Source organism: Pseudomonas sp. LPH60 (assembly GCF_030718165.1).
Lineage (GTDB): Bacteria > Pseudomonadota > Gammaproteobacteria > Pseudomonadales > Pseudomonadaceae > Aquipseudomonas > Aquipseudomonas danubii.
This window is the reverse complement of the sequence record NZ_JAVAJH010000001.1, coordinates 1,041,667-1,055,504: the sequence shown is the minus strand read 5'-3', so window position 1 is coordinate 1,055,504 and position 13,838 is coordinate 1,041,667. Positions and strand designations below refer to the sequence as shown.

The 13,838-nt window shown below is 65.3% G+C and carries 11 protein-coding genes; 6 read left to right on the top strand and 5 right to left on the bottom strand.

The features are described 5' to 3' along the window. Positions 1 to 87 precede the first annotated feature (87 nt). Entirely contained in the window at positions 88 to 498 is a 411-nt protein-coding gene (locus Q8O96_RS04815; RefSeq protein WP_102864423.1) for a hypothetical protein, read from the bottom strand. A 230-nt stretch (positions 499 to 728) separates the two neighbouring features. Between Q8O96_RS04815 and Q8O96_RS04810 the strand changes: the two genes are divergently transcribed. From Q8O96_RS04810 to Q8O96_RS04785, 6 genes are all read left to right on the top strand, one after another. Next, positions 729 to 3,950, top strand: a complete 3,222-nt coding sequence (locus Q8O96_RS04810) for an efflux RND transporter permease subunit (protein ID WP_305948459.1) — start codon at positions 729 to 731, stop codon at positions 3,948 to 3,950. Then, the gene (locus tag Q8O96_RS04805; protein WP_305948458.1) at positions 3,940 to 5,106 is read left to right on the top strand and encodes an efflux RND transporter periplasmic adaptor subunit; all 1,167 of its coding nucleotides are present in this window, start codon (positions 3,940 to 3,942) and stop codon (positions 5,104 to 5,106) included. The genes Q8O96_RS04810 and Q8O96_RS04805 overlap by 11 nt, the downstream gene beginning before the upstream one ends. Continuing rightward, positions 5,090 to 6,511 carry an efflux transporter outer membrane subunit gene (locus Q8O96_RS04800; RefSeq protein ID WP_305948457.1) on the top strand — a complete coding sequence of 474 codons (1,422 nt, stop codon included), beginning with the start codon at positions 5,090 to 5,092 and terminating at the stop codon, positions 6,509 to 6,511. Before Q8O96_RS04805 ends, Q8O96_RS04800 begins: the two co-directional genes overlap by 17 nt. Before the next feature lie 128 nt (positions 6,512 to 6,639). Continuing rightward, complete coding sequence (locus tag Q8O96_RS04795) at positions 6,640 to 6,819, top strand: type II toxin-antitoxin system HicA family toxin (protein WP_102864419.1); 180 nt, start codon at positions 6,640 to 6,642, stop codon at positions 6,817 to 6,819. A 43-nt stretch (positions 6,820 to 6,862) separates the two neighbouring features. Next, complete coding sequence (locus tag Q8O96_RS04790; RefSeq protein WP_102864418.1) at positions 6,863 to 7,270, top strand: type II toxin-antitoxin system HicB family antitoxin; 408 nt, start codon at positions 6,863 to 6,865, stop codon at positions 7,268 to 7,270. Positions 7,271 to 8,567: 1,297 nt separating this feature from the next. Next, positions 8,568 to 8,840, top strand: coding sequence for a hypothetical protein (locus Q8O96_RS04785; protein ID WP_102864417.1), 273 nt, complete (start codon positions 8,568 to 8,570; stop codon positions 8,838 to 8,840). A gap of 190 nt (positions 8,841 to 9,030) precedes the next feature. On the opposite strand, the gene msrA is transcribed toward Q8O96_RS04785, so the two are convergent. From msrA to Q8O96_RS04765, 4 genes are all read right to left on the bottom strand, one after another. Then, positions 9,031 to 9,495, bottom strand: coding sequence for a peptide-methionine (S)-S-oxide reductase MsrA (gene msrA, locus Q8O96_RS04780; RefSeq protein WP_371826156.1), 465 nt, complete (start codon positions 9,493 to 9,495; stop codon positions 9,031 to 9,033). Beyond that, positions 9,492 to 10,547 carry a glycine betaine ABC transporter substrate-binding protein gene (locus tag Q8O96_RS04775; RefSeq protein ID WP_305948456.1) on the bottom strand — a complete coding sequence of 352 codons (1,056 nt, stop codon included), beginning with the start codon at positions 10,545 to 10,547 and terminating at the stop codon, positions 9,492 to 9,494. The genes msrA and Q8O96_RS04775 overlap by 4 nt, the downstream gene beginning before the upstream one ends. Further along, positions 10,544 to 12,625: an ATP-binding cassette domain-containing protein gene (locus Q8O96_RS04770; protein ID WP_305948455.1), complete on the bottom strand. Its 2,082-nt coding sequence runs from the start codon at positions 12,623 to 12,625 to the stop codon at positions 10,544 to 10,546. Before Q8O96_RS04770 ends, Q8O96_RS04775 begins: the two co-directional genes overlap by 4 nt. A gap of 149 nt (positions 12,626 to 12,774) precedes the next feature. Next, on the bottom strand, positions 12,775 to 13,743 hold the full coding sequence (locus tag Q8O96_RS04765; protein ID WP_060838862.1) for an aliphatic sulfonate ABC transporter substrate-binding protein: 969 nt from the start codon (positions 13,741 to 13,743) through the stop codon (positions 12,775 to 12,777). Between the last annotated feature and the right edge of the window lie 95 nt (positions 13,744 to 13,838).

Genomic DNA, 13,838 nt, shown 5'->3' with positions numbered 1-13,838 from the left:
ATCACCCGGCTCACCGTGCCGCTATAGTCGGCCCCGTCTCTTTAGCTTGAGCGAAACGTCCTTGTTTCAGTGACGCAAACAGCCCCGTCAGCCTGGCATGCAGGCAAAGCCGTGGGTGCTGGCCACCTGCTTGCCCTTGGCGTCATACAAGCGAACCGACACCTCGGTCCCCAGGCTCGACTCCACCAGTTTGTAATGCTCACCGGCCTTGAAGCCGCTGTAGCTGATATGGCCATTGCAGTCTTGCTGATTGGAGTCGCCGACGCTCTCTTCAAACAGGGTCACGTCCAGGCGATGGGCGCCGGGCTTGACCTCAAAATAACGCCCATCGTCGACCTTCTGCCCATCCACCCGTTCGGCCATCAGGTCGTTGGGCGCCTCTTCCTGCAGGCCAATCCAGGCCTGGCTGGGGTCGGGCTGGGGCATCGGCCCGGCGCAGGCGCTGAGCAAGCAGGCAAGCCCCAGGGCGGGAATCAGCAACAGCGGTTTGAGTGTCATGAAAACGTACCTCGCCAATGACAGAAATGAGTGCGACGCCAGTCCAGGACAATCGGCTGCGTCGATGCCCATCAAGGGTGTCGAGGTGTCGGTGCGAGTACAAATGAATCCCAGTGAAAGGAATTTCAGGCCTTACCTAAAACTTCCTTCACCTGGCTGAAAGCCGCGTGTTAGGTGGGTCGCTGCAGGCTGCCGAGGTTTGCAACCCCACTCCCTCGGAGGTTTTCGGCATGCTCGGGCTGGTCAAGACCGCACTGCTCAAGCCCTACACGTTCATCGTGCTGGCGATATTCATCTGCATCATCGGGCCCCTGGCGGCCCTGCGTACCCCCACCGACGTGTTTCCGGATATCGGCATCCCGGTGGTGGCGGTGGTCTGGCAGTACAACGGCCTGTCGCCGGACGCCATGGCCGGCCGGGTGATCTACACCTACGAGCGCTCCCTGAGCACCACGGTCAATGACATCGAGCACATCGAATCGCAGTCGCTGCCGGGCATGGGCATCGTCAAGATATTCTTCCAGCCCGGGGTCGATATCCGCACCGCCAACGCCCAGGTGACCGCGGTGTCACAAACCGTGCTCAAGCAGATGCCGCCGGGCATCACCCCGCCGCTGATCCTCAACTACAGCGCCTCGACGGTGCCGATCCTGCAGCTGGCCTTCTCCAGCCCGACCCTGTCGGAGGCGAAGATCCGCGACCTGGTGCAGAACAACATCCGCCTGCCCCTGAGCTCGCTGCCGGGGCTGGCCATGCCCACGCCCATGGGCGGCAAGCAGCGCCAGATCACCCTCGACCTGGACCCGCAAGCCCTGGCCGCCAAGGGCCTGTCGGCCCAGGACGTGGGCAATGCCCTGGCGGCGCAGAACCAGATCATCCCGGTGGGCACCGCCAAGCTCGGCGGCGATGAATACACAGTGCTGCTGAACAACAGCCCGACCGCCATCGACGAGCTCAACGACCTGCCGATCAAGACCGTGGACGGTGCGCTGATCACCATCGGCCAGGTGGCCCACGTGCGCGACGGCTCGCCGCCGCAGACCAATATCGTGCGGGTCGACGGGCGTCGCGCGGTGCTGATGCCGGCCCTGAAGAACGGCAACATCTCCACCCTGTCGATCGTCGACGGCATCCGCCAGATGCTGCCGCGGATCAACGAAACCCTGCCGCCGGCGCTGAAGACTTCGCTGCTGGGGGACGCCTCGGTGTTCGTCAAGCAATCGGTGGGCAGCGTGGCCCGGGAAGGCATCATCGCCGCCCTGCTGACCAGCGCGATGATCCTGCTGTTCCTCGGTAGCTGGCGCTCGACATTGATCATCGCCGCCTCGATTCCCCTGGCGGTGCTTTCCGCGATTGCCCTGCTGGCGCTCAGCGGCCAGACCCTCAACGTCATGACCCTGGGCGGCCTGGCCCTGGCGGTGGGGATTCTGGTGGACGACGCCACGGTGACCATCGAGAACATCAACTGGCACCTGGAACAGGGCAAGGCGGTGAAGCAAGCGATCCTTGACGGCGCCAAGCAGATCGTCGGCCCGGCCTTCGTCTCGCTGCTGTGCATCTGCATCGTCTTCGTGCCGATGTTCCTGCTGCAGGGCATCGCCGGTTACCTGTTCCGGCCCATGGCCCTGGCGGTGATCTTCGCCATGGCCAGCTCGTTCATCCTCTCGCGGACCCTGGTGCCCACACTGGCCCTGTACCTGCTCAAGCCCCACGCGCCGGAAGCCGGGCCCGGGCATCACCCGGAAGACGCCTTCATCAACCACCACGAAGGCGAACAGCACGCCAAGCCGCGCAGCGCCCTGGTGCGCGGGCTGCTGGCCTTGCAGCAGGGTTTCGAGGCGCGCTTCTCCAACGTGCGCGACACCTACCACGGCCTGCTGCACCTGGCCCTGGGTCGGCGCAAGACCTTCATCCTCGGCTTCCTGGCCTGCGTGCTGGCCTCCTTCGCCCTGCTGCCGAGCCTGGGCCAGGACTTCTTCCCCGCCACCGACGCCGGGGCCCTGGCCCTGCACGTGCGCCTGCCCCTGGGCACGCGGATCGAGGAAAGCGCGGCGGCCTTCGACCGCATCGAAGCGCGGATTCGCGAAGTGATCCCGGCCGAGCAACTGGACAGCATCATCGACAACATCGGCATCCCCCTGAGCGGCATCGACATGGCCTACAGCAACAGCGGCACCATCGGCCCCCAGGACGGTGATATCCAGGTCACCCTCAAGCCCGGCCACGCGCCCAGCGCCGACTACGTGAAACAGCTGCGCGAAGCACTGCCGGAAAGCTTCCCCGGCAGTCAGTTCGCCTTCCTGCCAGCGGACATCAGCAGCCAGATCCTCAACTTCGGCGCCCCGGCCCCGCTGGACGTGAAAGTCTCCGGGCCCAACGCCGAAGCCAACCGCGCCTTCGCCCTGGAACTGCAACGGCGCCTGCAGCATGTGCCGGGCATTGCCGACCTGCGCATCCAGCAGTCCACCGGCTACCCGTCCTTGCAGGTCAAGGTCGACCGCCTGCGGGCCAACGGCCTGGGCATCACCGAGCGCGACGTGACCAACAGCATGGTGGCCTCGCTCGCCGGCAGCTCCCAGGTGGCGCCGACCTTCTGGCTCAACCCGAAGAACGGCGTGTCCTACTCCATCGTCGCCGCCACCCCGCAGTACCGCCTGGACAGCCTGCCGGCCCTGGAGGCGCTGCCGGTCACCGGCAGCAACGGCCAGTCGCAGATCCTCGGCGGGCTGGCGGACATCTCCCGCGTAGAAAGCCCGGCGGTGGTCAGCCACTACAACATCCAGCCCACCCTGGACCTGTACGCCAACGTGCAGGGGCGCGACCTCGGCGCCGTGGCCCACGACATGCAAAAGGTCCTGGACGACGCCGCGGCCCTGCGGCCCAAGGGCGCCACGGTCAGCCTGCACGGGCAGATTGACGCCCTGCACGAAGCCTTCAGCGGCCTGAGCCTGGGCCTGCTCGGGGCGGTGGTGCTGATCTACCTGCTGATCGTGGTCAACTTCCAGTCCTGGGTCGATCCGTTCGTGATCATCACCGCCCTGCCGGCGGCCCTGGCCGGGATCGTCTGGATGCTGTTCCTGAGCGGCACCTCGCTGTCGGTGCCGGCGCTGACCGGGGCCATCCTGTGCATGGGGGTGGCCACCGCCAACTCGATCCTGGTGGTGAGCTTCTGCCGCGAGCGCCTGGCGGCACATGGCGACGCCCTCAAGGCCGCCCTGGAAGCCGGCTACACACGCTTTCGCCCGGTGTGCATGACCGCCCTGGCGATGATCATCGGCATGCTGCCCCTGGCCCTGTCCGAGGAACAGAACGCGCCCCTGGGCCGCGCGGTGATCGGCGGGCTGCTGCTCGCCACCGTCGCCACCCTGATCTTTGTCCCCGTGGTCTTCAGCCTGGTCCACGGCCGTCACCCCCAATCCGCTGTCGTTGGAGAAAACACCCATGTCGCCTGATCACACCCCTTCGCGCAAACGCCTGATGCTCCTGGGCATCGGCGGCCTGAGCCTGGCCGCGCTGCTGGTCGCCAGCGGCCTGGCGGCGCGCACCCGGCATGAACGGGCGGTGGTCGCCTGGACCGAAACCGCCGCCGTGCCGCACGTGCTGGTGTTCCAGCCGCAGCACAACCTGCTGGGCGACACCCTGCGCCTGCCGGCGCACCTGGAAGCCTGGAGCAAGGCGCCGATCCACGCCCGGGTCAGCGGCTACCTCAAGGACTGGAGCCAGGACATCGGCGCCAAGGTGGCCGCCGGGCAGGTACTGGCCCATATCGACAGCCCCGACCTGGACCAGCAAGTGGCCCAGGCCCGGGCGCGGATGATCCAGCAGCAGGCCAATGCAAGGCTGGCGCAGACCACCGCCGAGCGCTGGCAGCACCTTTTGGCCAGCCACTCGGTTTCGCGCCAGGAGGCCGATGAAAAAAGCTCCAACGCCGCCGCGGCCAAGGCCAATGCCGAGGCAGCCGCCGCCGACTACGCACGGCTCACGGCGCTGGAAGACTACAAGACCATTCGCGCGCCCTTCGCCGGCACCATCACCGCTCGCCACACCGACATCGGCCAGTTGATCAAGGCCGACAACGACAGCGACCCGGAGCTGTTCGACCTGGCGGACACCCACAAACTACGGCTATACGTGCCGATTCCGCAGAACTACGCCAGCGTGATCCGCCCCGGCCTGCAAGCGCAACTGACCGTGCCCGAGCACCCGGGCCAGCACTTCAGCGCGCAACTGGTGGGCGACTCCACCGCCATCGACCCGCGCTCCGGCACCCTGCTGGCGCAGTTCGTCGCCGCCAACCCCGACGGCGCATTGCTGCCCGGCGACTATGCCGAAGCCACCCTGGCGATCCCTGCCGACACCCACGGCGTGAGCATCCCCGCCAGCGCGCTGATCTTCCGTGCCCAGGGCACCCAAGTGGCGGTGATCGACAGTGCCAAGCGTGTGCACCTGCGCAGCATCCATATTGGCCTGGACCTGGGCGAGCGACTGGTGATCGACCAGGGCCTGCAAGCCACGGATCACGTCATCGACAACCCGCCGGACGCCCTGCGCGAAGGTGACCTGGTGCAACTGGCCGACGCAGGAGGTGAGCATGCGCCCAAGGCTTAAGCCCCTCGCCGCCCTGCTGGTGCTGGCCCTGCACGGCTGCTCCCTGGCGCCCCATTACCAAGTGCCGGCCATCGACCTGCCGGCGCACTACCGCGAACAGAGCAGCGACGGCCCCTGGCACCCGGCCGCCGCGCCCCAGAGCCTCGCCGAGCACTGGTGGCGGCTGTACCAGGACCCGCAGCTGGATGACCTGCAACAACGCCTGCTCCGAGCCAACCCGGATCTGGCCGCGGCTCTGGCCCACTACGACGGCGCCCAGGCCTACGCCAGCCAACTGCATGCCGGGCTGTTCCCGCAGATCAGCGCCAGCGCCCAGCCATTGCGCCAGCGCCAGTCGGACAGCCGCCCCCTGCGCGGCAGCACGCAACCGTCGATCTACAACAGCAACAGCGCCGGTTTTGCCCTGAGCTTCGACCTCGACCTCTGGGGCCGAATCCGCAATCAAGCGGTGGCTGGTGATGCCCAGGCCCAGGCCTCCGGCGACGACCTGGCGGCGGCGCGCCTGAGCCTGCAAAAACAGCTGGCGAGCCTGTATGTGCAACTCAACGGCCTGGATGCCCAGAGCCGGATCCTCAGCCGTTCCCTGGAGGATTACGCCCAGGCCCTGCAACTGACCCGCGACCGCTATCAGGGGCAGATCGCCTCGGAACTGGACCTGACCCGGGCCCAGAGCCAACTGGCCAGCGCCGAGGCTGAACTGGACGAAGTGCGCGCCCAGCGCAACCTCACCGAACATGCGATTGGCGAACTGGTGGGGGAACCGGCCAGCCGCTTCAGCCTGGCGCCCTCTTCGCGGCTGCTGAGCCTGCCGAGTATTCCCCAGCAACTGCCCAGCACCCTGCTGCAACGCCGACCCGACATTGCCGCCGCCGAACGCCGGGTGTACGCCGCCAATGCCGGCATCGGCATCGCCCGCGCCGCCTGGTACCCGGATTTCAGCCTGACCGGCATGCTCGGCGGGCAGACCCAGGGCGTGGGCAACCTGCTGGCGGCGGGCAATCGCTATTGGGCCCTGGGCCCCCTGATGAACCTGCCGATCTTTGATGGTGGGCGGCTGAGCGCCAATGAGCGTCAGGCCCATGCCGAGTTCGAAGAAGCCGCCGCCCATTACCGTGGGCAAGTGCTGCGAGCGGTGCGCGAGGTGGAGGACAACCTCGGGCAGTTGCGGGACTTGCGCCAGGAAGCGCTGGATCAGCAGGCAGCGGTGAATGCGGCGCTGCATACCCAGACCTTGGCCATGAACAGCTATCAGGCCGGGGCGGTGAGTTACCTGGATGTGGTGACAGCGCAGACTGCAGCCTTGCAGGCACAACGGGGGTTGCAGGCGCTGCAGACCCGGGAGTTGCAGGCCAGTGTGGGGTTGGTGGTGGCGTTAGGCGGAGGAGAGTCAGCGGCAAGTTTGTAGCGGCAAGCGGCAAGCTAAAAGCTTGAGGTTTGCCGCCTCGCCCTATGAGTCGCCAACCGTTGCTGATCGTGTTGAGCGGAAAAAAGTAGTTATCATACCCACCACCACGACAGGGAGTTGAAAGTGATGTGAACATCCGGCAACTCATCGCCCAGATCGAAGCAGATGGTTGGTATCTGGTCAGGGTCAAGGGCAGTCACCACCACTTCAAACACCCAACCAAGCCAGGCCTGGTCACCATTCCCCATCCCAAAAAAGATCTACTGGTCAAAACGGTAAGCAGCATATTGAAACAAGCCCGGCTCTAACCACCCAGGCTCAAGGCTCCCAGGTCCGAAGGAGGATCAGTCCATGCTCTATCCCATTGCCATTCTCCCCGGTGACGACCAACACGCCTGGGGTGTGGAAGTACCCGATATTCCTGGCTGCTTCTCTGCCGGCGACGACCTCGACGACGCCATGGCCATGGCCCGCGAAGCCATCGAAGGCCACCTGGAATTACTGGCCGAAGAAGGAGCAGCCATTCCCACAGCACGCACAGTGACCCTCCACGCCGCCAATCCCCAGTATCAAGGCTGCACTTGGGCCGTGATTGATATCGACATCACTCGCTACATGGGCAAGGCGGAAAAACTCAACATCACGCTGCCGGGCTATTTGCTGAATCGAATTGATGAATATGTGAAACATCATCCGGAACAGAAAAGCCGATCGGGCTTTTTGGCTCAGGCTGCGTTGAGGGTCTTGCAGGGCGTTTGAGGGTTTTGATTGAAAGGGTGAGGGTTCAGGCTTTGGCTTTGCTCTCCCTTCAGGAGGCCGGAGCGAGGCGCCGGATGCAGGGGCAGGAACCCTTTGGTTATTTTGAGCTGGACCGGCATTCCGGCTTTGCCAAAGTCACTCGCCCTTACCGCGAGTTCTGGGTACATATCCGTTGCTGCGGTCACGGCCACTGGCGGTTTCGCTCTTACAGCGAGTCACTTTGAAAAGCCCAAAGTAACCAAAGGCTCCTGCCCCTCCACTCGGTGCCTCGCCTAGGCTCGGCATGCCCGAACTCCGGCATTGATCCGTGGGCCGCCGCCACCGGCCATCCCTGGCCGGGTGGCGGCTAACCCGGCATCCCTGCCGGGTTACCCACGGCTCAATGCCTGCGTTCGGCCATCGTGGTTAACGGGGCGTTCAGATCAAGATCAAAATCAACAGCAAGATCAAAATCTGACGGCGGCCTACCGGCCGGCCTGTTTCATTGCCGTTCGCGTTAATGTAGCCGCTGCCGCAGGCTGCGACCGGCTCCGCAGGAGACGCTAAACCTGCCTCCCCGATATTCCTGACCTATCGCGCCGCCTGGTTTTGCGAGCGCGAGCGCTCGTTCGCAGCCTTCGGCAGCGGCTACAAGGAGCCGGCCTGCGCACCTTGGCTTTGGCTTTTGATCTTGATCTTGATCTTGATCTTCCGGCCCCTTCCCAGCAGGCCGAGCGTAGGCGTTGCATAGGGGGCAGCTCGGCATCCATGCCGAAGCGAGGGAACCCCGAGCCCCAGCGAGGGGCCGTATGGAGGGGCAAGCCCTTTTGGTTCCTTTTTGCTGGGCCGGCACTCCGGCGTTTGACAAAAGGGAATCGCCGTAAGGGCGAAACCCTAAGTGGCCATGACCGCAGCAACGAATATGTACCCCGTCAACCTCGCCACAAAGACAAAACCGCCAGCCGCTACACCCGCAGCAACGGATATGCCCCCCAGCAAAACCAGCCACCAACACCACGAAACAAGCGCTCAAACATCTCCCCAACCACCCTGTTACAGCGCTATGACGTCGCTCCTATAGTCCCCACTCGCAACCCAATCCGCGAGCGACCTTGGCCGGTCGAATATAGGAACGCATCGACTATCAAACCATCATTGCAGTCGCTTTTTGCGCCAGTGATCGAGGGACATGACGGTGATGCGCAGGACACCTTCTGGTGCACTGCTGTCCTGTCTCCGGCCAGTCTTTCCGCGTACTACCGCCCTACTCCTCCCAATCGGCGAAAAAGGTGACTGCTCTGAAAAAGGAGCCGCAGCTATGACTGACCATCACCTCCCTCGCTTCACCCCCATCGACACCCACGACAGCGAACACCCGGTGTTCTACCTCGACACCCAAGCCCCCTTGAGCGACCTGGCCAGCAGCGCCGCTCACCGTTTCACCGTGGTCCGCGACCTGATGGACAGCCTCTCCACCCTGGGGCTGAAAGACATCAGCGATTGCGACCTGACCCGCATCACCCGTGGCGTGCACCTGCTGACACGAGAAGGCTGCGCGGTGTTGGAAGTGATTCAGTGGCGGGTCGCGTAGCAACCCTATTCGCGGACCTGTGGCGAGGGAGCTTGCTCCCGATTGGGCCTCAACCCCATACATCCTGATGCACCGCGTCATCAGGGTTTGGGGCCGCTGCGCAGCCCAGCGGGAGCAAGCTCCCTCGCCACGAAGAGCCGCCAGCAACTGAAGCTTAAGCTCCAAGCTTGCGGCTTGCAGCTTGCAGCTTCTAGATATGGCAAGTGCTCAGGCCATTCTTCTCCAGGTAACGCTGGTGCGCTTCATCCGCCAACTCGAAGCGGCCCAGGGGCACGATCACCGTGGCCACGGGTTTGTTGAGGCGTCCGGAGTCTTGCAGGGCGGTCTTGGCCGCCCTCGCCTGTTCGGCCTGTTCGGCAGTGGTGTGGAAGATCGCCGAGCGATATTTCACCCCGCCATGTTCGCCCTGGCGATCCACCGAGGTGGGATCGTGCAGGCCCCAGAAGTGTTCGATCAGGGTCGAATACGCCAGCACCTGCGGATCGAAATCCACCTGCACCACTTCAATTTGCAAGGCTTCGTCCGCCGCTTCCACGGCGTAGCCCACGCGGCTGTCGATGACACCCGGCAGCGCCCGGAACGCGGCTTCCGCGCCCCAGAAGCAACCGGCGCCGAAGGTCGCCTGTTCGAGGCTGTTCACCGGCGCCCCACTCATTGCGCCACTCCCACTTTTTCACCGCTGGCACCCAGCCAGCCATCAACGATCTGCGGGTGCGCGGCGACCCATTCCTTGGCCGCCTGCGCCGCCGGTTGCTGTTCCTTTTCGATCTTGAGAATCAGGTCATTCAAGGCCTGGGGTTCGATGCTGAAGTTCTCCAGGAACGCAGCGATCCGTGGTGCGCGTTTTTGCAAAGCGCTGGACGCCAGGACATACACCCGGGCATCCGGGTAGGCGCAGGTGATCTTGCTCTTGCTCAGCCAGTCGGCGTCCACCGTGGGGCTGATGAATTTCCAGCAGCCGTCGGACTTGTACAGCGGGTCGCCCTTCTTGTTGTCCTGGGCGTAGCCGTCGAACGCCGGTTCATCCAGGCGGCGCAGGTCGAAGGCGGAGAAGATCCAGTCCGGGGTGTAGGCGTAGAACACCACGCCGCGCTGGGCCTTGTAGGCCGCGGCGAGCTTGGCGTAGGTCACCGAGGCTTCGGTGGACACCGATTCGAATTTATCGGCAAAGCCAAAATCCTTGGCCTTGATCTGGCCGATGTAGGTCGACTCCCAGCCCGCCGGGCCCACCAGCAGTTGGGCCTTGCCGCCGCCCAGGGGTTCGAAGAGTTTCGCCACTTCGGGCTTTTGCAGGTCGTAGACCGACTTCACGCCGTATTTATCTTGCAGGTAGCCGGGGATGTAGAAGCCTTGCACCCCCAGGTACGGCTGCTTGTTGGGCACCAGGGAGCGGGTGCCGCCGGTGACGTACTTGGCCCAGGCGGCGGACTGGTTGGGCAGCCAGATGTCGGTCAGCACGTCCACCGAGCCGTCGCCCTTGGCGGCAGCAGCAAACAGCACCGGTACGTCACCGGCGAGGTAGGAAACGTCGCCGTCGAGGCGGCTCTTGATCACTTCGCCGAGGATGTTCTGGATGGCGATGGCGCCGGTCCAGTTCTGTTCGCCAATGACGATCTTGTCCTTGGCCAGCACCGGCAGGGACAGACCCAACAACAGCGCAGCGGCGCCAAGGGTACGGGTAAACGACTTGTTCAAGGGACACCTCATGATTGATGCAATGTGCGATCCCGCTGGCGCAGGGTCGCTTGAATGATTCGATCGGGAATCAGCGCGCAGAACACGATCGCGACGCCGGCCAACATGCCCTCGCCGCCCTTGATGTTGCGCAACGCGGTCATCACGTCGTAGCCCAGGCCGCCGGCGCCGATCAGCGCCGCCACCACCACCATCGACAGGCTCATCACCAGGGTCTGGTTGATCCCCAGCAGCAGCGAGCCGGCCGCCAGGGGCAGCTCGACCTTGGTCAGGATCTGCCACGGCGTGGCGCCGTGGGCCAGGGCGGCTTCGACGGCGGTCTTGGGCACTTCCTGAATCCCCAGGGCGGTAAGGCGGATCATCGGCGCCAGGGCGAAGATCACCGTGGCGATCACCGCCGGGGTCTTGCCCACCGAGAAGAACGCCACCGCCGGGATCAGGTACACGAAGGTCGGCAGGGTCTGCATCACGTCCAGCAAGGGAGTGATCAGGCGCCGGGCCAGGGCGCGCTTGGCCAGGAGGATGCCGGCGGGCACGCCGATCAACAGCGAGATCAGCACCGAGGAACCCACCAGGGCCAGGGTGGCAATGGTCCGTTCCCAGAAGCCGAACAGGCCGATGTAGAGCAAGGCCGCGGCGCTGGTCAGGGCCAGGGCGGCGCCGGCGCTGCGCCAGGCCAGCAGCACCAGGGCCAGGGCCGGCACCGGCCAGGGCAGCCAGCCCAGCAGGCTTTCGATGCTTTCGATCACCGTGCGCACGGCGACTATCACGCCGACAAAGCTGCTTTCAAAGGTGACCTGGGACCAGCCGATCAACTGGTCGATGGCCGCCGCGGTGCCCAGCAGCACTTGGCGGTCGGCGGGAAACTGCAGCCAGGGGCCCGAGGCATCGGCGGCCAGTACTCGCCACAGCACCAGGGCCTGGGACAGCAGCAACACCAGCCACGGCAGACGCCAGCCGGAGCGGCCCAGGCGGCTGGGACGGCGGGCCAGGGTCACACTCAACAGGCGGCTGGACAGCAAGCCGATGAGCGCCAAGGCGACCCAGGCGAAACCGGCCGTGGCCAGCCCCTGCCCCAAGGCTGCGGCGGCGCCCAGCTCCAGGGCAAAGCCCAGCCAGTACAGGCTACCGCGACCGCTGGCGGCCAGGGCCGCGGGCCCCAGCAGCAGGGCCTGGGCCAGGGACAGCCCGGGGCTGACCGGGGCCGGAGCCGGGGTCGTCGCGCGCGGGTGCGGGGCAATCGCCGCCACCGCAGGCGCAGCGCTGCGGGCACCGTGCTCCTGGAAGAAGTCCGCCACTTCGGCATCCGCCGGCTGCTCCAGCAGTTCGGCGGGGGTGCCCAGTTGAATCAGCTGGCCGTGGCGCAATACGGCAATGCGGTCCGCCAGGCGCAGGGCTTCGGCCGGGTCGTGGGTCACCAGCAAGGTGGTGATGCCGCGCTCGCGTACCACCCGCAGAAAGTGGCTTTGCAGGTCGCGGCGAATGGTCGGGTCCAGGGCGCTGAAGGGTTCGTCCATCAGCAGGATGTCCGGCTCGCTGACCAGCGCCCGGGCCAGCCCGACCCGCTGCTGCATGCCGCCGGACAGTTCATGGGGATAGTGCTCGCCCCAGCCGTCCAGGCCCATGGCCTGCAGTTGCACATCCGCTGCGGCGTGACGCAGGGCCTCGGGCTCGCCGCGCAGTTCCAGGGGCAAGGCGACGTTGTCGCGCACGCTGCGATGGGGCAGCAGGCCGAAGTGCTGGAAGACCATGCCGATGCGCCGGGAACGCAGGGTACGCAGTTCCTGGGCCGAGAGTTGGCTGATGGCCGAACCGTCGATCAGCACTTCGCCGCTGCTGGGCTCGATCAACCGGTTGATATGCCGCAGCAAGGTGGACTTGCCGCTGCCGGAGGTGCCCATCAGGCACAGCACTTCGCCACGGCGCACCTGCAGACTGACCTGCTGCACCGCTGGCGGCGCGCTCTGGCCACGGCGACGGGTGTAGTGCTTGGTCAGGTTGCGCAACTCCAGCACCACGTCGGCGGGGCTCGGTGGCGTGGCGGCTGAGGCTGAGACGGCAAAGACCTCTTGGGGGTGAACGGCGGACACGGGAACTCCTGACGCCGGGCGCGGGATGGCGTAACCGGCGGTGAACAAGAAAAAAGGGGGGACCTGTTCGCCGGCAAGCCGGCTCCTACAACGGCATCGCGTGGTGCATGTAGGAGCTGGCTTGCCAGCGAAGGCAATCTAACCAGCGATCACAACTTCTTGGGGCTCCACAACTGCACGGCCCGGGCATCCACCGGCTTGGGCAAGAGCTTTTCCTGGTAGAAGGCATCGGCGATTTTCTGCTGCTCGCCCAGGGCATCGGGCTTGACCGCTTCCACCTGGTAGGTGCGGCGGCTGTTGGCCAGCTCTACCGTCGGCACGTCCAGGTTGCCCCACAGCGGGCCCAGCAGTTTGGCCGCCTCGCTCGGGTGCGCCTTGACCCAGGCGCCGGTCTTCTGCAACTCGGCGAACACCTGGTTCAGCACCTCGGGATGGGCCTTGGCGTAGTCATTGGAGGCCAGGTAATAGCGGCGATAACTGGCCAGTCCCTGGCCGTCGTGCAGCACCCGCGCGCCCTGCTGGCGCTGGGCGCTGGCGACGAAGGGCTCCCAGGTGACCCAGGCATCGACCTTGGCGGTTTCCAGGGCCGCGCGGCCATCGGCCGGGGTCAGGTACACCGGCTGGATATCGGCGAAGCTCAAGCCCGCTTCGCGCAAGGCGGCGATCAGCAGGTAATGACTGCCGGCGGCCTTGGTCACGGCAATGCGCTTGCCCTTGAGGTCGGCCAGGGATTTGAGCGGCGAATCCTTGGGGATGACGATGGACTGGGCCGCGGGGGATGGGGTTTCGGTGGCGAAATAGGTCAGCTGGGCCCCGGCGGCCTGGGCGAAGACCGGCACCGTGTCGGCGACATCGGCACTGATGTCGACGTTGCCCACGTTCAGCGACTCCGCCAGCGGCAGGCCACTGGTGAACTCGTGCCAGGTGATGTTGACGCCCTGCCCCGCCAGTTGTTTTTCCAGGGTGCCCTGGGCCTTGAGCAGCGCCAGCAGGGTCGAGGATTTCTGGTAGCCGATGCGCAGGTCGGTATCGGCCTGGGCATTGAGGGCCATGCCCAGCGCCAGACCGGCCAGGGCGGTAATCGACAAGCTACGACGCAAAGCAAAGGGCAGGCGCATGGGGGCGAACCTTCTCGGAGACAGGACAGTCGCTAAAAGCTAATCGATCTAATAAATCGAAAATAAATACTTTTTAGGAATTAGCTTAGGTTCGT

What these genes read in the sequence shown, in the direction of transcription:
- Q8O96_RS04815 (WP_102864423.1), bottom strand. Translation starts at nt 498, where the DNA reads ATGACACTCAAACCGCTGTTGCTGATTCCCGCCCTGGGGCTTGCCTGC.
- Q8O96_RS04810 (WP_305948459.1), top strand. Translation starts at nt 729, where the DNA reads ATGCTCGGGCTGGTCAAGACCGCACTGCTCAAGCCCTACACGTTCATC.
- Q8O96_RS04805 (WP_305948458.1), top strand. Translation starts at nt 3,940, where the DNA reads ATGTCGCCTGATCACACCCCTTCGCGCAAACGCCTGATGCTCCTGGGC.
- Q8O96_RS04800 (WP_305948457.1), top strand. Translation starts at nt 5,090, where the DNA reads ATGCGCCCAAGGCTTAAGCCCCTCGCCGCCCTGCTGGTGCTGGCCCTG.
- Q8O96_RS04790 (WP_102864418.1), top strand. Translation starts at nt 6,863, where the DNA reads ATGCTCTATCCCATTGCCATTCTCCCCGGTGACGACCAACACGCCTGG.
- Q8O96_RS04785 (WP_102864417.1), top strand. Translation starts at nt 8,568, where the DNA reads ATGACTGACCATCACCTCCCTCGCTTCACCCCCATCGACACCCACGAC.
- msrA (WP_371826156.1), bottom strand. Translation starts at nt 9,495, where the DNA reads ATGAGTGGGGCGCCGGTGAACAGCCTCGAACAGGCGACCTTCGGCGCC.
- Q8O96_RS04775 (WP_305948456.1), bottom strand. Translation starts at nt 10,547, where the DNA reads ATGAGGTGTCCCTTGAACAAGTCGTTTACCCGTACCCTTGGCGCCGCT.
- Q8O96_RS04765 (WP_060838862.1), bottom strand. Translation starts at nt 13,743, where the DNA reads ATGCGCCTGCCCTTTGCTTTGCGTCGTAGCTTGTCGATTACCGCCCTG.